General features: G+C 34.8%; 19 protein-coding genes. 1 reads left to right on the top strand and 18 read right to left on the bottom strand.

Going from position 1 to position 18,237, the window contains the following annotated elements; genetic code table 11:
* Position 1: 1 nt before the first annotated feature.
* From rsgA to gmk, 8 genes are read right to left on the bottom strand one after another with little or no spacing between them, the layout of a single operon-like run.
* Positions 2–895 carry a ribosome small subunit-dependent GTPase A gene (gene rsgA / locus H0I41_RS03525; protein ID WP_094497815.1) on the bottom strand — a complete coding sequence of 298 codons (894 nt, stop codon included), beginning with the start codon at positions 893–895 and terminating at the stop codon, positions 2–4.
* On the bottom strand, positions 895–2,883 hold the full coding sequence (gene pknB, locus H0I41_RS03520) for a Stk1 family PASTA domain-containing Ser/Thr kinase (protein ID WP_135014142.1): 1,989 nt from the start codon (positions 2,881–2,883) through the stop codon (positions 895–897). Before pknB ends, rsgA begins: the two co-directional genes overlap by 1 nt.
* 2 nt (positions 2,884–2,885) lie before the next feature.
* Positions 2,886–3,638, bottom strand: coding sequence for a Stp1/IreP family PP2C-type Ser/Thr phosphatase (locus H0I41_RS03515; RefSeq protein WP_135014141.1), 753 nt, complete (start codon positions 3,636–3,638; stop codon positions 2,886–2,888).
* 6 nt (positions 3,639–3,644) lie between these two features.
* Positions 3,645–4,961 (bottom strand): 16S rRNA (cytosine(967)-C(5))-methyltransferase RsmB, encoded by a 1,317-nt coding sequence (gene rsmB / locus H0I41_RS03510; RefSeq protein WP_135014169.1) that lies wholly within the window; start codon positions 4,959–4,961, stop codon positions 3,645–3,647.
* Complete coding sequence (fmt, locus tag H0I41_RS03505; protein ID WP_135014140.1) at positions 4,954–5,898, bottom strand: methionyl-tRNA formyltransferase; 945 nt, start codon at positions 5,896–5,898, stop codon at positions 4,954–4,956. Before fmt ends, rsmB begins: the two co-directional genes overlap by 8 nt.
* 20 nt (positions 5,899–5,918) lie before the next feature.
* Positions 5,919–8,315: a primosomal protein N' gene (gene priA, locus H0I41_RS03500; protein ID WP_135014139.1), complete on the bottom strand. Its 2,397-nt coding sequence runs from the start codon at positions 8,313–8,315 to the stop codon at positions 5,919–5,921.
* Positions 8,316–8,369: 54 nt separating this feature from the next.
* Positions 8,370–8,588, bottom strand: a complete 219-nt coding sequence (gene rpoZ / locus H0I41_RS03495) for a DNA-directed RNA polymerase subunit omega (protein ID WP_004897072.1) — start codon at positions 8,586–8,588, stop codon at positions 8,370–8,372.
* Between the two features lie 3 nt (positions 8,589–8,591).
* Complete coding sequence (gene gmk, locus H0I41_RS03490) at positions 8,592–9,206, bottom strand: guanylate kinase (RefSeq protein ID WP_004897071.1); 615 nt, start codon at positions 9,204–9,206, stop codon at positions 8,592–8,594.
* A 160-nt stretch (positions 9,207–9,366) separates the two neighbouring features.
* On the opposite strand from gmk, the gene H0I41_RS03485 reads away from it, so the two are divergent.
* Positions 9,367–9,660: a hypothetical protein gene (locus tag H0I41_RS03485; protein WP_004895357.1), complete on the top strand. Its 294-nt coding sequence runs from the start codon at positions 9,367–9,369 to the stop codon at positions 9,658–9,660.
* Positions 9,661–9,719: 59 nt separating this feature from the next.
* On the opposite strand, the gene recN is transcribed toward H0I41_RS03485, so the two are convergent.
* The 10 genes from recN to H0I41_RS03435 form a co-directional block, all read right to left on the bottom strand.
* The gene (recN, locus tag H0I41_RS03480; RefSeq protein ID WP_011162266.1) at positions 9,720–11,399 is read right to left on the bottom strand and encodes a DNA repair protein RecN; all 1,680 of its coding nucleotides are present in this window, start codon (positions 11,397–11,399) and stop codon (positions 9,720–9,722) included.
* 9 nt (positions 11,400–11,408) lie between these two features.
* Positions 11,409–12,221, bottom strand: a complete 813-nt coding sequence (locus H0I41_RS03475; protein ID WP_135014138.1) for a TlyA family RNA methyltransferase — start codon at positions 12,219–12,221, stop codon at positions 11,409–11,411.
* Between the two features lie 3 nt (positions 12,222–12,224).
* Entirely contained in the window at positions 12,225–13,091 is an 867-nt protein-coding gene (locus tag H0I41_RS03470) for a polyprenyl synthetase family protein (RefSeq protein ID WP_135014137.1), read from the bottom strand.
* Complete coding sequence (locus H0I41_RS03465) at positions 13,092–13,337, bottom strand: exodeoxyribonuclease VII small subunit (RefSeq protein ID WP_004897067.1); 246 nt, start codon at positions 13,335–13,337, stop codon at positions 13,092–13,094. It lies immediately after the preceding gene.
* A complete protein-coding gene (gene xseA / locus H0I41_RS03460; RefSeq protein WP_135014136.1) occupies positions 13,318–14,688 on the bottom strand; it encodes an exodeoxyribonuclease VII large subunit in 1,371 nt (456 codons plus the stop codon). Before xseA ends, H0I41_RS03465 begins: the two co-directional genes overlap by 20 nt.
* Entirely contained in the window at positions 14,678–15,526 is an 849-nt protein-coding gene (locus H0I41_RS03455; protein ID WP_023599450.1) for a bifunctional methylenetetrahydrofolate dehydrogenase/methenyltetrahydrofolate cyclohydrolase, read from the bottom strand. Before H0I41_RS03455 ends, xseA begins: the two co-directional genes overlap by 11 nt.
* Before the next feature lie 47 nt (positions 15,527–15,573).
* Positions 15,574–15,975, bottom strand: a complete 402-nt coding sequence (gene nusB / locus H0I41_RS03450) for a transcription antitermination factor NusB (RefSeq protein WP_004895366.1) — start codon at positions 15,973–15,975, stop codon at positions 15,574–15,576.
* Positions 15,976–16,416, bottom strand: a complete 441-nt coding sequence (locus H0I41_RS03445; RefSeq protein ID WP_004895367.1) for an Asp23/Gls24 family envelope stress response protein — start codon at positions 16,414–16,416, stop codon at positions 15,976–15,978. It abuts the gene before it with no gap.
* 17 nt (positions 16,417–16,433) lie between these two features.
* Complete coding sequence (gene efp, locus H0I41_RS03440) at positions 16,434–17,003, bottom strand: elongation factor P (RefSeq protein WP_004895368.1); 570 nt, start codon at positions 17,001–17,003, stop codon at positions 16,434–16,436.
* Between the two features lie 84 nt (positions 17,004–17,087).
* Entirely contained in the window at positions 17,088–18,197 is a 1,110-nt protein-coding gene (locus H0I41_RS03435) for an aminopeptidase P family protein (protein WP_004897063.1), read from the bottom strand.
* Positions 18,198–18,237: the final 40 nt, after the last annotated feature.

Genomic DNA, 18,237 nt, shown 5'->3' with positions numbered 1-18,237 from the left:
CCTATTTCTTTAAATACTCTGGCATTCTATTGTCAGAAATTTCTTGTCTAATTTTTAAATAAGATTCATAACGACTGCGCGCTATTTTACCCTCTTCTACAAGTTTTTTAACCTCGCAACCAGGCTCTTTAATATGTTGACAACCTCTAAATTTGCAGTTTGCACTTGCTTCTTTTAAATCATAAAAGTAATTTCTTAGATCATCAACTTTGATCTTAAAGAGATCAATAGCTGAAAAACCAGGAGTATCAGCAATAAAGCCAGAGCCGTATTTAAATAGTGTTACTTGTCTTGTGGTATGTTTTCCACGATTTAAAGCAGTTGAAATTGCTCCTGTTGCCTGCTTTGCTTCACTCTCCAGCTTATTCAATAATGTTGACTTGCCAGCACCTGATTGCCCAGCTAAGGTCCAAATCTGATCCTTATCGATCATTTTTGGAAGCTCATTTTCCAGTTTTTCTGCATCTTCAAAAACAGGATACCCAATTCTTTGGTAGTATTCTAACTCAGTTTGAATATCTTTTAATCTTTCAGAAGAAGTAATATCCGATTTTGACAAATAAATGACTACGCCAACATTTTTCCAAGCAAAAAATGTTAAATATCTATCCAATAATTCAAGTGAAAAGTCGGGTTCAACAGCGGAAATTACTAACAATACTCTAGACACATTTGCCACCGCTGGCCGCCCTATTTCATTAATGCGTGACAATATTTCAATTAAATAGTTCATTCCCTGATCATCTAGTTGAACTACTACTCTATCTCCTACCAGTGGCTTTTGTTTACGATCTCTAAAAACTCCTCGTGCTCTCGTTCTAACTACTTTATTATCAATTTCGACATCATAGTAGCCTGAGATAGCACTAATAATCGTTCCTTCTGCTTTTTTCATTATTTATTAACGTCCTCATCTAAAATCGTTTCACCATTTCGCAATATTTTTATATGCCCATTTTTTTTGCTTAACTTAAACGGAATGGTAAAAGTTTGTTCAGAAGTAATGTTCATGTCTTTGTAAATATTATTAATTGAATGTCCATCATCAGAAACATATACCTGAATATGATCTGGCGTTTTTTCTGATCCGCTTTGATCAGCACTTCCTGGATAATTAATAGTATAAGATTTTGTAACAGTAGTGGTAGTAGTTGAACTGCTTGAAGTATCAGTAGAATTGCTTTTCTTAGCTTTTGCTACTACTATCGTTAACGTATCCCCAGGATTCATGTCAGTACCTGATTCTGGGGATTGACGTAAAACTGTACCATCATTTTTACCATCTGAGTCTTCTTCTTCAACTTTAAGTGATAAATGATGTTCCCGTGCATAATCTCGGGCACCTTTCAATGAATATCCTACAATATCTCTTAATTTTATTGTATTTCGTCTAGATCGGGTACTACTCGCCGAACTAGGTCCCTTTGAGACCAACAAGGTTACTGTTGATTTATTAGGATTTACTTCCTGGCCTGGTTCAATATCTTGAGCATTAACCTGGTTTTTAGGACTAGGAGAGTATTCTTCAGTTTTAGTAACAGTAAAACCTAGTTTAACTAGCTGTTTCCGCGCAAGAGGATAAGACTCTCCAATTACATTTGGCATTTCAACAAGATGACTACCTCGAGATAAAACTAAGTTAACCTTTTGTCCATCTTTTATCTGGGATCCAATCGGAGGGTCTGTTCTAATTACTTCTCCTTTTGGAACACTGTCAGAATATTCATAAGTAATCTTTCCAATTTTTAAATTAGAAGATTGAAGAGACTTCTTGGCTTGCGTTTGACTCATCCTATTAAGATTAGGAATATCTACCATATCTTTTCTACCAAGAGCGAAGAACAGAATTACCATAATTACACAAAATGCAATTATAGCTCCTAACCACCACCATTTATGACCATTCAGATTTTTAAACAGACTCTTTTTTTCTTCTTTAGGTTCTTCCTTGGCTTGCGCTTCATGATCTTTATTATGAACGCTTCCTTCAAGAGGAGGAACAACAATCGTTTCATCAGTAGACGGATCATGCTCCGGCTTAAAAATTGGCTCATCCTTACGTTTTGGATCAAGACACGTATCCAAGTCCGCTTTCATTTCTAAAGCAGATTTATAACGATCTCGCGGATCTTTCGCTGTAGCTTTAAAAACAACATTTTCTAAAGCTTGAGGAACATTAGGATTTTTATCCCTTAAAGATGGTGTTTTTTCTTGAAAATGTTTCAAGGCAACTGCAACGGCATTTTCTCCAGTAAAAGGTACGGTTCCAGTCAATAATTTATAGAGAATTATTCCTAAAGAATAAATATCGGATTGTTTTGTTGCGATACTACCTCGGGCTTGTTCAGGTGACATATAATGCACTGATCCCATTGCAGTATTGGTTTGTGTCATCGTACTTTGATTTAAAGCAATTGCAATACCAAAATCCACAATTTTAATATTGCCTTTTTTATCCATTAAAATGTTTTGTGGTTTTAAGTCGCGATGGATCACATTGTGTTTATGTGCCAATGCAACGGCACTCAATATTTGATCCATGATATCAATTACTTTAGGCAAAGGAATTGGATTATTATGTTGGATATATTCTTCCAAATCAGATCCATCCACATAATCCATTACTAAATAATGGCAATTTCCGTCTGTTCCTACGTCAAGAATCGAAACAATATGAGGATGACTTAATTCACTAGTAGAAAGTGCCTCTCTTTGGAAACGTTGAATAGTTTGAGGATCCTTTTGCAAATCTAGTCGCAAAACTTTAACTGCAACTTTTCTTTGCAGAATAATATCTTCAGCTAAATAAACATTAGCCATCCCGCCTTCGCCTAAAACAGAGATAATCTTATAGCGACCACCAAGCAAATGGCCTTTCTCCATTGCTATTTGTCACCATCCTTTTCTACATAGGCAAGTAAGCAAACAGTAATATTATCTCCACCACCTAAACGATTAGCTTCATTAATAAGTTTATTACAACGCTCTTTTAAACTTAAATTTTTAGTGGCAAGGATTTGTTGAATTTGAGGATCAGTTAACGAATTTGTTAATCCATCGGTACAAAGCATAAAAATATCACCAGCATGAACTTCAAGAATATCAAATTCTGGGTTTACAGTACTTGAGACTCCTAAAGTTTCAGTAATAATATTTTTTTGAGGATGATTTCGAGCCTGTTGCTCAGTAATTTGACCCATTTTAACTAATTCATGAACTAAAGAATGGTCTTCAGTAATTTGCTTAAATTCATTACCTCCATAGAGATAACAACGTGAGTCACCCAGATGGGCAATTAAGATCTTTTCAGTAAAGGCAATTGCTAAAACTATTGTGGTGCCCATTCCATTTAGATCAGAAAAACGATCGGCTGTATTCAAGATAGTTTCATTTTCTAATCTTAATTGTACAGTTAACCACTTTTGAGCTAAGTCAGGATCAGTAAAATCTGTCTTTTCAAAATTATGGCCCAGATGACTAACTGCCATCGTTGAGGCAACATCTCCTCCTTGATGGCCACCCATACCGTCGCAAACGATCCCCATAATAATATTATTTTGATTTTTAAATACCTTTACAAAGTCCTGATTAGTTTCTCGGACTCTACCAATACTTGAAGCAAATGCTGTTTTAATCAAAATTATTTACCCTCGTTTTTTTAATTTTGCAATAAAAAATCCGTCACTGCCGTCACTACTTGGAAAAATACGTACTATTTCTTGCTTAGGAAGCTTTCCTACTTGAACTGGTATCAACTCAAAATCGGGATGCAATTTTAGAAATTGCTTAACTACGCCTTCATCTTCTTCATAACTGATAGTACAAGTTGAATAAACCAGTTCTCCCCCATTAGCTAAAAGTCCGCTCACGCTCTCCAAAATAGCCAACTGAATTTTTGCTAAATTTTTAATATCATTTAATGATTTTTCATATCTAATCTCCGGCTTTCGTCTAATCAAACCCAAGCCCGAGCAAGGTGCATCTACTAAAATTTTATCAAATTGTCCTTGATTAAAATATTCTTTAGCCTTTCGTGCATCTAAAGCCTTTGTCTTTACTTTATCACTAACATGAAGACGCTCAGCCGCATTCCTTACAAGCTTTAGTTTATTCTCATGAATATCTAAAGCAATTACACTACCTGTTGTTAAGTTTTCAGCAATTTGAACCGTCTTACCACCAGGAGCACTACATGCATCTAATACCTGTTCATTACCCTTAAAGTCAAACGCATCCACAGCAAGTGAAGCAGCAGCATCCTGAATAGTAATTTTTCCATTTTTAAACAGTGCTGTTTGCGCTACTCCACCTTTATTAAGATTTAGATTATGACGAGTTAGACTAGATTCTTCAAAATTAAAAGTATCTTTTTTTAATTCTTCTTTGATTTCTTCAAAGTCTGACTCTTTTGTAGTCATTCTAATTGAATTAGCAGCAGGTTGATTACTTCGTACTAAAATTTCTTTTGTTTTATTTTCACCAAAATGATCTAATAGATATTCTACTAACCATTTAGGAAAACTTTCTTTAATACTTAAATATTCAACTAAATCATTAGTTGGTGGCAAAATTTTACCTTGACGCTCTAAAGCACGCAAAATTCCGTTAACCAGCTTATAACTGCCACTATTTCTCTTACTATATTTTTTAGCAAGCTTGTTTGCCTCATCAAAAATCGCGTTTGCTGGTACTTTCTCTAAGAAAAAGTACTGGTAGGCAGACATTAAAAGAAGCGGCTTTAAAAAACTATCGCGTAGTTTTGTTTTAATTAACGGTTTTAGTTGATACTCTAAAAATATTTTATATTGAATTGTACCATATACAATTCTAGTAGCTAAGGCCTTATCAGCTGGCTTTAAATCATGTTTTATTAGTTCATTGTTTAAAGCAATATTAGAATAGCTTTTTTGATTAAAAACTTTGATCAAAGTTTCTAAAGCAACCGTTCTTGCATTACTCATCAATTATCTTATCTCCACTTGTAAAATGACTACCTTGACCATTGAGATAATCTTTAATATTCATTTTCTTCTTACCAGTTGGCTGAACTTCAAGTAATTCTAATTGGCTACCATCAGCCATACTAATTACGAATTTCTTTTTATTAGCAACTAAAGTTCCAGCTGGAAAACTAGTCTTTTCAGTCAATGGCTTTGCTTTCCAAACTTTGAATCTCTTCCCATCAAGCATAAAGTAAGCACCTGGATCAGGATTAAGGGCACGAATTAGATTATTAGCTTCTTTAGCAGTCATTGATAGGTTTATCTTTTCTTGGTCTTTAGAGATGTTAGGTGAAAAGACAACCTTATCCTCATCCTGAGCAGTCCGAGTAACTGTTCCATCGATAAACTTAGGTAAAGTTTCTAAGAGAAGATCTCTTCCCAAAATACTTAATTTATCAAATAAAGTACCACTTGTATCTTCATCTGTAATTGGCAAAGCTTTTTGAGCAAAAATATCTCCTGCATCCATTTTTTTCACCATCTCCATAATGGTAATACCAGTGTCTTTATCCCCATTTAAAACAGAATATTGAATTGGTGCACCACCACGATACTTAGGAAGTAGAGAACCATGAACATTAACTGGCGCTATTTTAGCTGATTTTAAAAACTTAGTTGGCAGAAACTGTCCGTAGGCAGCCGTAATAATAAAATCTGGTTCAATTTTCATTAATTCTGCAAGTTCTTCTGATCCCGACAATTTAGCAGGTTGATAAACTGGAAGATTATGCTTCAACGCTGTTTCCTTAACAGCAGATTGATGCACTACTTGTTTGCGCCCAACGCGCTTATCCGGTTGAGTAACAACTGCTTTAATTTCATATCCTTGATCAATTAATCCCTGTAGAACTACACTACCAAAATTTGGGGTTCCTAAAAAAATAACTGATGACATAGATTCAACTTCTTTCTAACTTACATTATTCTCTCTGGTTCATTATCAATGTATATATTCAAACCACGTTTCTGTGCTAATTGTGCATCATCTTGAATTTGATGAAGCAACGCATGCAACTTAGGCTCATACTTATATTTTACCAAGATTTGGTAATAATATTGATTTTTAATTTTAGCTACACTACTTGGCGTTGGACCCAAAATAATAGTTGGAGAATGCAACTCTCGCATTAATTTTCTTTTTATTACAAATGCCTCTTTAGCAGCTGACTGTTCATTTTTTGATGTAACAGTAATTAGGGTAGTATAAAAAAATGGCGGATAGTTTCCCTGAAATCTAACCTGCATTTCTTTTCGGTAAAATCCCTCGTAATCTTGGCTTTGGGCTAGTTTTATTGCATAATTTTCCGGATTATAAGTTTGAATCATAACTCTACCAGTTTTTTCAGCTCTTCCGGCCCTTCCAGCTACCTGGGTTAGTAAATCAAATGTTTTTTCTGAAGAATTAAAATCTGGAAGAGATAATGCTGTGTCAGCATTAATTACTCCCACTAAAGTAACATTTGGAAAATCTAGTCCTTTAGCAATCATTTGTGTTCCTAAGAGAATATCGGCTTGATGATTACCAAAACTATCAAGAATTTTCTTATAACTTCCTTTACGTCTAGTAGTATCAACGTCCATTCTTAAGATCTTAGCGTCAGGAAGTAAAGTTTTCAGTTCTTCTTGAACTTTTTGCGTCCCCGTACCTAAAAATCTTATTTTTTCACTCTGACAATTTGGACATTTTCTTGGAATTGGCTCCTTATGGCCGCAATAATGACATTGCATCTGTCCAGTATCTTTATGTAAAGTTAACGAGATATCACAATTTGGACATTTTAAAACAAAGCCACAATTGCGACAAAGCATAAAACTAGCAAAACCACGACGATTAAGAAGTAAAATAACTTGTTCTTTTTTAGCTATTTTTTCTTTAATTGCATCTACTAAGGGAATTGATAGATCAAACTGTCCACCAGCAAATTCAACAGTTTTTAGGTCTATTAGATCCACTTTAGGTAGCGACTTTTGATTAGCACGTTTAGTTAGACGTAATAATTCATATCTTCCCTTTTGAGCCCGCGCCCGGCTTGCTAAAGAAGGCGTTGCACTTCCTAAAACAACTGGACAATTGTGAAATTTACTTCTCAATAGAGCTACATCCCGTGCATGGTAGCGAGGAGTATCGTTTTGCTTATAGGAAGATTCATGCTCCTCATCAATTACTATTAAACCAATATTTTTTAAAGGAGCAAAAATCGCGCTTCTAGCTCCTACTACCACTTGAGCTTCTCCACGCCTAATTCTTCGCCATTCATCATATTTTTCACCTTCAGATAAACCACTGTGTAAAACAGCAACATTATCTCCAAAACGCTCTTTCACTTGTTTAACCATTTGAGGAGTTAGAGAAATCTCCGGAACTAACATTAGAGCATTACGCTTCTGTTCAAGAGCTGTACTGATAGAGTGAAGGTACACCTCAGTTTTGCCGCTCCCAGTAATTCCCTCAAGAAGAAAAGTCTTAGCCTCTTTTTCTTTAATACTAGTCCCAATTGAATTTAAGGCGTCTAACTGTTCTGAATTTAATCTAACCGAATGCTTACTAGCATTAGATTCAAAATCTTTTAATGGATTTCGATAAATCTCCTGCTCTTTTTTTAACAGCCATCCCTTTTTTTCGGCTGCTCGTAATGTAGAACTTGAGATTCCCAATTCAGACTCAATAGTTGAACCCAATTTTGGATATTCGTTATATTTTTCAACGATATTATTAAGCAATGCTCGCTGGTTTTTTGCTGTTGTTCTTATTCCTCCTAAAATATCCTGATATTCTGTTCTTGTTTTAGTCAAAAGATAGGCAGCAACCTGTTTCTTCTTAGCTTTATTTTCAACTAAGTATTCAATCTTAGCTTGATTATTTTTTATGAGCTTTTTAATTTTTACAATTGTCTCAAGATCAGAAACTTCATTTAAATCAAGCGGTTCACCTTTAAAAAGAGTATTTTCTTTAATTTCATCTGTAAGGGGAACTAAAATTTTACGATAATTCGCCTTCATTACGCGTGGTAGCATTGATTGAAGAATTGTAATTCGATATGAAAAAATTTTATCAGCTAAAGTTTTAGAAAGAGCAATTAATTCTGGCGTAAGTGGTGGCAATTCATCAATTACAACAAGTAAATCTTTTAATTTTCCTGTATAAGAAGTTGTTTCACTGATTCCGACTACAAATCCCTGCACTTTTCGTCGACCAAAAGGAACAACCACTCTTGATCCAACAGCTACATCAGTTAATTCCCTTGGAATATGATATTCAAACACTCGATCAGTTTGTTTGGCAGCTACATCTACAATAACTTGCGCAATCATTTATCTTATCACCTACTAAAAAACCTTCATTGATTAACAATGAAGGAAAAGATTCTAGCCAATATCTTCACGATGCTCAGGATCAATTGTAACTTTACCAGCAGCAATTTCTTCAAGCGCTTCGCCCACTGCTTTATCAGACTTATAGTGTTTTAAAGCTAATGGAGCACCTGCTTGAATCTCATGAGCTCTTTTAGCAGCTAACACCGAAAGAGAATAACGAGAATTTACTCGAGACAGCAATTTATCAATAGATGGGTATGTAATTTTCATCTGTTAATCCTCCTTAACCATATTTCTATAATCGTTAATTACTCGCGGTACACGCACGTGTTCAGCTTCAACAATAGACTTAATATGATCCACCGCATTAGCAACAGTATCGTTAACTACAGCATAATCATAATCTTCCATCATTAAAATCTCTTTACGTGCCTGTTTCATTCTCATGGCAATTACCTTGTCAGAATCAGTCCCGCGATTAACAATTCGATGTTTTAATTCATGCAAATCTGGTGGTGTCAAAAAGATAAAGACGCCATCTGGCATTAACTTGCGAACCTGTTTTGCTCCATTGACATCAATTTCAAGTAAAACATCTTTACCTTCATTGAGCATCTTTTGCACTGGTGCAAGTGGAGTACCATAATGGTTGCCTACATATTCATTATATTCCAAAAGCTCGTTACCTTTAATTGCTTCTTGGAAACGGTCCTCTGAAACAAAATAATAATCCTTCCCATTAACTTCGCCTGGACGAGGCTTACGAGTAGTCATTGAAACAGAATATTCAAATGAAAAAGCTTTTTGCTTCACCATTGCACTTTTAACGGTCCCCTTACCAACGCCAGAAGGACCAGATAAAACTAATAATAAACCTTGATGTGCCATTTTCGCTCCTAAAAATTATAGTAACAAGAATATATTGCACTAAAAAACGAGGAATTTCAAGAGTTTCGCAAAGAGATATAAATTCCACTTGCAATCAAAAACATTTGTTCGTATAATACATAGTGCAAACACAAGTTCGGGATGTATAGAGGAATGAGATATGAATTTATTAAAGTCGCTTAATAATTATAGTAAACAAATTTATAATTACTTCTTTAATTATAATATTAATAAGCTTACTACTTTTGCACAAGACCCAAGTAAAATTATTAGAATTTTAGAGCATGCACTTTTTCATAAAGAATATATATTACTGACCTATCAAAATGGATGCACTGAGATTGGTCAACTAATCAAAAGGACATCTGCTGGGCGCTTCGTACTAGATAGCTATGATAGCAACATAATTAGAATAATTGATTTAAACGAGATCTTTAACGTCGAAACAGCATAAAAATAAAGGACTTTTCAGTACAAATGTAATTTTCACTTTAAACTGAGAAGTCCTTTATTTTATTCTTTAAAACTTTCCATTAAATCAGCTGCATTTCTCTTAGCAGCATCCGTTACATCAGAGCCTGCCATCATCTGAGCAATTGCGGTAATGGCTTCTTCTTGCGTAAGAGGTCCTACTTGAGTATAAGTAGCTCCATCTTTAACTTGTTTTACAACTGAATAACGTTGATCTCCAGCAGCAGCTACCTGTGGGGAGTGAGTAATTGTAATAACTTGTTTTTCTTGACCGATTGCATGCATCTTTTTACCAATTGCTGCTGAAACTCTGCCTGAAACTCCAGTATCAATTTCATCAAAAATCATGGTTCCAACTGGTTCTACACGACTAAAGATTGCTTTTAATGCCAAAATTAAACGTGATTGTTCACCGCCAGATACTATTTTGACTAATGGCATCAAAGCTTCACCAGGATTAGGTGCAATCATAAAGATAACTTCATCAGTTCCAAGTTTTGTAAATGAATTAGTCTCATTAATTCTAATAGAAAAGCGTGCTTTTTCCATATACAGATCAGCTAATTCTTTTTTTATTTTTTCTTCAAGATCGCGAGCAATCTTTTCTCTCTGTTCATGTAAATTTTGGGCTTTTTGACTAAGTTTTTTTTCAATGATTGCGAGTTCTTTTTGGATTTTTCCCTCGTCTAAATCTCCAGTTTCAAACTTATTTAGTTCACTTTTAACCTTTTGTCCGAATTTAAAAACATCGTCTAAAGTTGGGCCGTATTTTTTCTTCAAAGTATTCAATGTATCTAATCGACTAGAAACATATTGATATCGCTCTTCGTCAAAGTCCATTTGATCCATTAAAGTAGATAGTTCACTACGAGCATCATTTAAAGAATAAATACCATCATTAAGGCTGGTAGCAAAATTTTCAAATTTTTTACCATAATTACTCAAATCTTCAGCAGCATTTTGGGCATCCCCAAGTAACGTAGCTAGTCCATGCTCATCATCATCATATAATTGCATAAAATAATTAGCTGTATCTGCAATTTTTTGATAATTATTGAGCTCATTAAATTCTTCTTCTAGCTTTTCATCTTCATTTGGATCATTCAAATCAGCACTTTCTAGTTCATTATTTTGAAATTCCAAAATATCCTGTTTTTGAGCAATTTCTTGAGCATCTTCTCTTAACTTACGGAGTTGAGAAGTAAGATGACGCCATTTCTCAAAGTCAGTTTCATAGCTATGCAATTCTTTCTTAAATTCAGGCTCCGCATAATTATCAATCAAATCTATTTGTCGATCTTGATCCATCAAAATTTGTTGATCATTTTGGCCATGAATATCAACTAAATTTCGTCCAATTTCACGTAAAACATTGATTGTAGTCAGCTGACCATTAATTCTAACTACATTTCTTCCCTTATGTGTTAATTCTCGGCTAATTATTAGCTGATCATCTTCAAAAGGCAGACCATATTTTTCACATAAATCTTCAATAAGATCCTTTTGTTCGCTTAACACAAATAAACCAGTGATGACCGCCTTCTCTTCACCCGAGCGAATCATTTCACTTTGCGCACGACTTCCTAAGAGTAGAGAGACGGCATCAATAATAATTGATTTACCAGCACCAGTTTCTCCAATGAGAACAGTCATTTTTTCTTGAAAGCGAACTTTTAGAGTTTTAATGATTGCAAAGTTTTTAATATCTAATTCAACTAACATTTTTCTCACCTAAAGGCCACTAACTGCACGTTGAACTACATCGGAAGGATTCCCTTTCCATAAGTCTTGACCTGGATTTGCTACGTCTTTTCCTAAATGAATAAGAAATTCAATATTTCCTTTACCACCTTTAATTGGTGAATAGTCTACTCCCAAAATATTAAACCCTATTTTTTGAGCAACTTCCATGGTATGTTTAATAACATTTGCATGAACTTCATGATCATGAACAATCCCATGCTTACCTACATTCTCAGGACCTGCTTCAAATTGTGGCTTAATTAAACACACTGCATCGCATTTATCTTTTAAAATTTCATACATTGGCGGCATAATTAAATCTAACGAGATAAAGGAAACATCTGTCATTGCAAAATCAGGCAATCCATCAGTAAAGTCTACTGGCTTACTGTAACGAAAATTCTGTTTTTCCATTACTACAACTTGAGGATTATCTCGTAACTTCCAAGCCAGTTGATTATATCCTACATCTAAAGCATAGACTAACTTAGCCCCATTTTGTAAGGCAACATCAGTAAACCCACCAGTGGATGCTCCAATATCCAGGCAAATTTTTCCCTTTAAATCAATATTAAATACTTGAAGGGCTTTTTCTAATTTGAATCCCCCGCGGGAAACATATTTTTTACCATCATCTTTTATATGAAAAACTTCATCTTCCGGAAATTTTTCTCCACTTTTATCAATTCTTTGATGATTATGGTCATTAACTAACCCAGCCATGATAGCTCTTTGAGCTTGACTGCGAGAATTAAAAAAACCTTGTTCAAACAATAATACATCTGCACGCTTTTTAGACATTTACTATAATACCTTCTGATACAAATTAAAAAATTCACCTAATAAAGGCTGTTCAAAAATTTCTACAGCTTTTTTTCCTGATGCAATCAATTCTAAAAGTTGTTTACGACTAGCTTCAATTCCAAGCAAAGTTAAAGTATTATTCTTACCTTCTGTTGCATCCTTATGAGTAGCTTTTCCTGCTTCAGTTGCTGTCTCTACTACATCTACTAAATCATCATAGATTTGATAAGATCTGCCAAAACGCTTGCTGAAGTTGTCTAATCTATTAAGCTCAGAATCAGTTGCACCAGCATAAATTGCAGCCATTTTAACACTTGCTTCAATTAGGCAGCCTGTTTTCAACCACTCCATCTGATCAATCATCTTAGCATTTTCTTTAGCTGAATCGTTATTAGTTGTATCAATATCAAGATATTGACCACCGACCATTCCATTTGGTCCTACAGCTTGAGAAATAACAATTGCTAACGCAGCTGAATTACTCCCCTCGGTGATCCATTGAATTCCCAACGGAAGCAACCCATCTCCAGCTAATATAGCTTCTGCTTCTCCCCATTTTTTATGAGAAGTAAGTTTTCCGCGACGATAATCATCATTATCCATCGCGGGTAAATCATCATGAATTAGAGAATAAGTATGAATTAATTCAATTCCACATGCAATTCTTAATTCTGGCTCTTCAATTTTATGATTTAGTGTCTCAAGAGTTGCTAAGAAAAGCAAAGGACGTAGTCGCTTACCTCCCGCCATTACTGAATAAGACATAATTTTACTAAAAGTTGGATTATCAATTTCAGTAACCAGATGTTCTTTTAAGAAATTGTCAATTTGAGGTGTATATTTTTCTTGAAAATCTTTTAACTTCATTTATTCTTCCTCAGGAGCAGACGCATTTTGGGGATCTAAAGCCTTTTCGTTCCCATCTTTATCTACTAACTTGGCCACAGTTTGTTCTGCATCATTTAGCTTTTTCTCTAATTCTCGGCTTAATTTAACTCCTGCTTGAAATTCACTTAAAGCATCTTCAAGAGGAACATTACCACTTTCAAGCTTATTAACTATTTCTTGTAATTCATTTAACTGTTCTTCAAAATTATTTTTCTTGATTGCCATTTTTTTCTCTCCGAATATTTTCTACATTTACTTGCACTTGACCATCTTTAAAATGTAACTTTAACTTCTCATCAATTTTTAGCTGGTCAACTGAAGTAACTGTATTTCCTTTTTGATCAGTTGTATAAACGTATCCTCGACTAATTGTTTTCAACGGACTAATATCATCTAATTGTTGCATAGCTCGATTTAATCTATTTCTTTGATCTTTAAGATAGTTATTCATCGTTGAAAATAAATTCGATACTACAAAATTTCGTTCACGCTCAAGTTGCTCTAATTTTCGGCTAGGACTGAGTGCCTTAAGACGCTCTTGAAGTAAACGTAATGTAGATCCATCGTGCTGTAGTCGATTGTCCATTGCCTGATTAAGACGATGGATGAGCATATCAACTTGTTGAATTTGTTGATCATAAATTCTAGTTGGCTCTTGTAAAACTGGTGCGTTCTTTAACCGATCTAAAATTTGATGCTTTGTATGAATATTGGCCTGAACGGCAGCATAAAGTCTTGCTCGTAATTGAACAATTTGCGTTAGTACATCAACTAAATTAGGAGTTGCATATTCTGCTGCAGCAGTTGGAGTAGCTGCTCTAGCATCGGCCACTAAATCAGCTAAAGTTGTATCAGTTTCATGTCCTACTGAACTGATCACTGGCATCTGCATCGCATAAATCTGCCGCACAACTTTTTCTTCATTAAATGGCCATAAATCTTCTAGTGATCCACCGCCACGCCCAATGATTACAACATCATATTTATCGCCTTGAGCTTGAATTTGCTGTAAAGCAGCCACAATTGTATCTGCTGCTTCATCTCCTTGAACTTTAGCGGGATACAAATCAATCTCAGCATGAGGAAAACGGCGATTAGCAGTAACCATAATATCATGAATTACCGCTCCTGAAGCACTAGTTACAACTGCAATACGATCTGGAAATAGGGGGATCTTCTTTTTATGTTCTTCATTAAATAATCCCTCCTTTGCAAGCTTCTCTTGCAATTGTCTTAACTGTTCATAAAGAGCTCCTAAACCTGCTGGCTCCATAGTTTGAGCATAAAATTGATAAGATCCCTGTGGTCCATAAACATCTACATAACCACTAACATAAACCTTCATTCCCTCTTCAGGTTTAAACTTTAATTTTTCAAAAAATGAGCGAAACATCACTACATTGATTTTTGATTTTTCATCTTTTAATGAAAAATACTGGTGGGAATTCATTCTAAATCTAAAGTTCGATAACTCTCCCTGTAAAAACACTTTATGTAAATAGGGATCATTTTTAAACTTTTGTGAAATATAAAAATTTAAATCACTAACAGAAAGATAAACTTTATTATCTACCATGTTGTTTCCTCGTCAAAATTACGGCTTGTTTCATTAAACTGGCAACTGTTAAAGGACCAACACCCCCGGGAACAGGTGTAATTGCATTCACTTTTGCAGCAACCTTGTCAAAGTCAACGTCTCCCATCAATTTACCATTTTCACGGTTCATCCCAACATCAATTATGACAGCTCCTTCTTTTACCATATCCTCAGTTACTAAATGTGCCTTACCAACATCTGAAATAATCACATCAGCATTTTTAGTTAGCTCTGATAAATTCTTAGTTTTTGAATGGGCAATAGTAACAGTTGCATCCCGTTCAACTAAAACTGCAGCTAATGGTTTTCCTACAATGACACTACGACCAATAATTACTGTGTTTTTACCAGCTATCTCAATTCCATAGTAATCAATTAAAGTTAAAATACTGCGAACTGTTGCCGGAATTATATCACTCTGTCCTTCCCAGAGACGCCCTAAGTTAAGAGGTGAAAATCCATCGGCATCTTTTTCTGGAGCAATTGTTTCAAAAATAGCTCTTGGATCAATTTGAGGAGGAACGGGTAATTGCACCATTATTCCGTTAATACTTGGATCTTGATTAAGTTCTTCAATCTTTTCTAGAAGTTCACCCTGAGAAGTATTAGCAGGAAAATGTAAACCTATCTCCTGAATTCCTACTTTTTTAGCTAAATTTCTTTTAACTCGCAAATAAATTTTACTTGCTGGATCGTCTCCAACTTCTATTACGCATAAAGTTGGATTTATTCCGTCGCTTTTTAATTTTTTTATTTCTTCTATTAAGTTCTCTTTAATTTCATTTGCAGGAGTTTTTCCTTCTAGTAATTTTTTCACTTAATCACCTCATAAAAAAAAGTCGGCTCAACGAGCCGACTCATTAGTTAGTCTTTCTTAATGAAATTGGCCAAGAGACCATTAATAAACTTTTTAGATTCCTTAGAGCTAAATTCATCACATAAATTTAACGCTTCATTTAAAGCAGCTACCGGATCAATTACTTTGCTATTTTGCATTTCATAAAGAGCTACTTCAAGGATTGCCAAGTCAATTTCGTTAATTCTATTAAGACGCCAACCCTTTTTTAAATATTTACTTAATTGCTCATCAAGTGCTTCTTTATTTGCTAAAACACCATTAACTAGTTCTGTAGAATAGTCTGGGAAATCTTTCAATTCTAAAGCCTTTAAAGCTTTTTGACAAACTTCCTCTGCATCAGTTAATTTACCTTGGTTAGCCAAATAAATTGCTTGCATAGCAATTCTTCTCATCTCATGCTGTGTCATTTAGTCTTTAGCCTCGTCCTCTTTATCATCTGGGAAAAGTGCTTCCGTGTCAGCCTTTACTTCAGTTTCGTCTGCTTCTGAAACCAAGCCAACTACATGAACATTAATTTGAGTTAAATCTAAATCTGTCATTTGCTTCAATTGCAAAGTTAGATTTTTTTGCAGTTGGACGCATACTTTTGGCACATTTACACCGTAGTCAAGATAAGTATAAACATCAGCAGTTAACTTATCGTCTTCAACACTTAGGGAAACACCTTTACCTTGGTTAGAACGACCAAAAAGAGTATCGATGCCAGTTTTTAGCGTCCCACGCATTTCGCTGACGCCATCGACTTTTCTGGCAGCAATTCCTAGAATAACCTCTAAAACACCAAGGTCAACTCGGGTTTCATCGCCTTTGTCATTGCTTGATAAAAGAATCGTTGAATTATCAGCCATATTTTTTACCTCAAAAACTATTTATTTGCACGAGAAACGTAAGTACCATCAGCAGTATTAATAGTTAATACATCACCTTGATTAATAAAGAATGGTACGTTAACTACTAAGCCAGTTTCCATAGTTGCGGGCTTACCACCACCGGAAGATGTATCACCCTTAATATTAGGTTCAGTTTCTGCAACTTCAAGATCAACTGTATTTGGTAAATCAACACCCAAAGTTTCACCCTCATGAGTAATAACGTTAACTACCATGTTTTCTTTCAAGAACTTAGATTCTCTTTCAACTTGAGCTTCCGGAATTTCAAGTTGTTCATAAGTATTAGTATCCATAAATACAAAACTTGTACCATCATTGTATAAGTATTGCATTGCCTTAGTTTGAATATCAGCAGTATTTACTTTAGCAGTTGAACGGAAAGTATATTCTTGAACTGCACCAGTTCTTAAACTCTTAAGTTTTGAACGAACAAAGGCACTACCTTTACCTGGCTTAACGTGTTGGAATTCAACAATACGCCATAAATCATTGTTATATTCAATAGTTAATCCATTTTTAAATTCATTAACTGAGATCATTGTCATAGTAAAATTACCTCATTTCTACACTTATTTATATTACCAATCTTATCTATTGTTTCGCAACATTAACCGCATAATTACACAAAATTATAAGATTAAAAGTTCATCTTTTGGCAACTGTGACATCACATATGGATGATTATCTTTAATTAAAACATCATCTTCAATTCTAACACCGCCACGGTCTGGCAAATAAATTCCTGGCTCAACCGTGATTGCCATATTATTTTTCATAACTTCTTTACTATATGGCATTGCTGGCGTACAGAGTTCATGCACTTCTAAGCCAATTCCATGACCAATACCGTGACCAAAGTACTCTCCATATCCTTGCTCTTTAATGTAGTTTCTACCAGCTTGATCAATATCTTTACCAGTATTTCCAGCAATTGCAGCTGCAATTCCCCGTTTTTGTGCTTCTAGTACAATATAATATATTTTTTCTAGTTCAGGCTCTACTTGGCCTAAAGCAACTGTTCTAGTAATATCTGCGGTATAACCATGATAAAAACTTCCAAAGTCAATTACAATTAATTCACCTTTTTGAATCTTTTTATCACTCGCAACACCATGAGCCCAACTACCGCGGTATCCGGAAGCAATTATTGTCTCAAACGAAGGGCCATCTCCACCATTCATTTTGAACAAATAATCTAATTTTGCTCCAATAGCACGCTCACTAACACCGGGCTCAATTAAAGGCAAAATTTCTTTAAAACTTTGAGCTGAAATATCAATTGCCTTTTGCAAAGTTTCTAATTCTAGCTCATCTTTTATGTTACGAACTGTTTCTACTAATTCAGCATTTAAAATAAAATTAAGATCAGGACAAGCCTGCTTAAGAGCCTCAAATTGAGTTGCAGAAATAAATTCTCCTTCAACTAGAACAGTTTTAACATCTAGCTGCTTTAGTTGGCCGGCAATTTCTTTTATCACGTCCATAGTTTGCATAACTACCTTCATTTCGCCAGGTGCCTGATGGCGAATTTGATCTTTGAAACGTGAATCAGATAATAAAACGCGATCTCCATTTGCAGTTAAAATAAGTTCAGCTTCTTCACCAGAAAAATTGGTTAAAAAGCGATAATTAGCTTGATTAAAAATGACTAACGCATCTGCTTGCTTTTCTTTAATCAATTTAGTAGTTTTACTAATTCGATTATTAAGTAACGTTAATAACTCTTGATCTGAAGACATAGGCTTGGATCCTCCTGAGTAGATAAAAAAAGACTGAACG

This window comes from Lactobacillus johnsonii, from assembly GCF_014058685.1.
In the GTDB taxonomy this organism is placed as follows: Bacteria; Bacillota; Bacilli; order Lactobacillales; family Lactobacillaceae; genus Lactobacillus.
Note: the sequence above shows the minus strand (reverse complement) of the source record. Positions and strands in the feature narration are given on the sequence as shown.

What these genes read in the sequence shown, in the direction of transcription:
- rsgA (WP_094497815.1), bottom strand. Translation starts at nt 895, where the DNA reads ATGAAAAAAGCAGAAGGAACGATTATTAGTGCTATCTCAGGCTACTAT.
- pknB (WP_135014142.1), bottom strand. Translation starts at nt 2,883, where the DNA reads ATGGAGAAAGGCCATTTGCTTGGTGGTCGCTATAAGATTATCTCTGTT.
- rsmB (WP_135014169.1), bottom strand. Translation starts at nt 4,961, where the DNA reads ATGAGTAATGCAAGAACGGTTGCTTTAGAAACTTTGATCAAAGTTTTT.
- fmt (WP_135014140.1), bottom strand. Translation starts at nt 5,898, where the DNA reads ATGTCATCAGTTATTTTTTTAGGAACCCCAAATTTTGGTAGTGTAGTT.
- priA (WP_135014139.1), bottom strand. Translation starts at nt 8,315, where the DNA reads ATGATTGCGCAAGTTATTGTAGATGTAGCTGCCAAACAAACTGATCGA.
- rpoZ (WP_004897072.1), bottom strand. Translation starts at nt 8,588, where the DNA reads ATGAAAATTACATACCCATCTATTGATAAATTGCTGTCTCGAGTAAAT.
- gmk (WP_004897071.1), bottom strand. Translation starts at nt 9,206, where the DNA reads ATGGCACATCAAGGTTTATTATTAGTTTTATCTGGTCCTTCTGGCGTT.
- H0I41_RS03485 (WP_004895357.1), top strand. Translation starts at nt 9,367, where the DNA reads ATGAATTTATTAAAGTCGCTTAATAATTATAGTAAACAAATTTATAAT.
- recN (WP_011162266.1), bottom strand. Translation starts at nt 11,399, where the DNA reads ATGTTAGTTGAATTAGATATTAAAAACTTTGCAATCATTAAAACTCTA.
- H0I41_RS03475 (WP_135014138.1), bottom strand. Translation starts at nt 12,221, where the DNA reads ATGTCTAAAAAGCGTGCAGATGTATTATTGTTTGAACAAGGTTTTTTT.
- H0I41_RS03470 (WP_135014137.1), bottom strand. Translation starts at nt 13,091, where the DNA reads ATGAAGTTAAAAGATTTTCAAGAAAAATATACACCTCAAATTGACAAT.
- H0I41_RS03465 (WP_004897067.1), bottom strand. Translation starts at nt 13,337, where the DNA reads ATGGCAATCAAGAAAAATAATTTTGAAGAACAGTTAAATGAATTACAA.
- xseA (WP_135014136.1), bottom strand. Translation starts at nt 14,688, where the DNA reads ATGGTAGATAATAAAGTTTATCTTTCTGTTAGTGATTTAAATTTTTAT.
- nusB (WP_004895366.1), bottom strand. Translation starts at nt 15,975, where the DNA reads ATGACACAGCATGAGATGAGAAGAATTGCTATGCAAGCAATTTATTTG.
- H0I41_RS03445 (WP_004895367.1), bottom strand. Translation starts at nt 16,416, where the DNA reads ATGGCTGATAATTCAACGATTCTTTTATCAAGCAATGACAAAGGCGAT.
- efp (WP_004895368.1), bottom strand. Translation starts at nt 17,003, where the DNA reads ATGACAATGATCTCAGTTAATGAATTTAAAAATGGATTAACTATTGAA.
- H0I41_RS03435 (WP_004897063.1), bottom strand. Translation starts at nt 18,197, where the DNA reads ATGTCTTCAGATCAAGAGTTATTAACGTTACTTAATAATCGAATTAGT.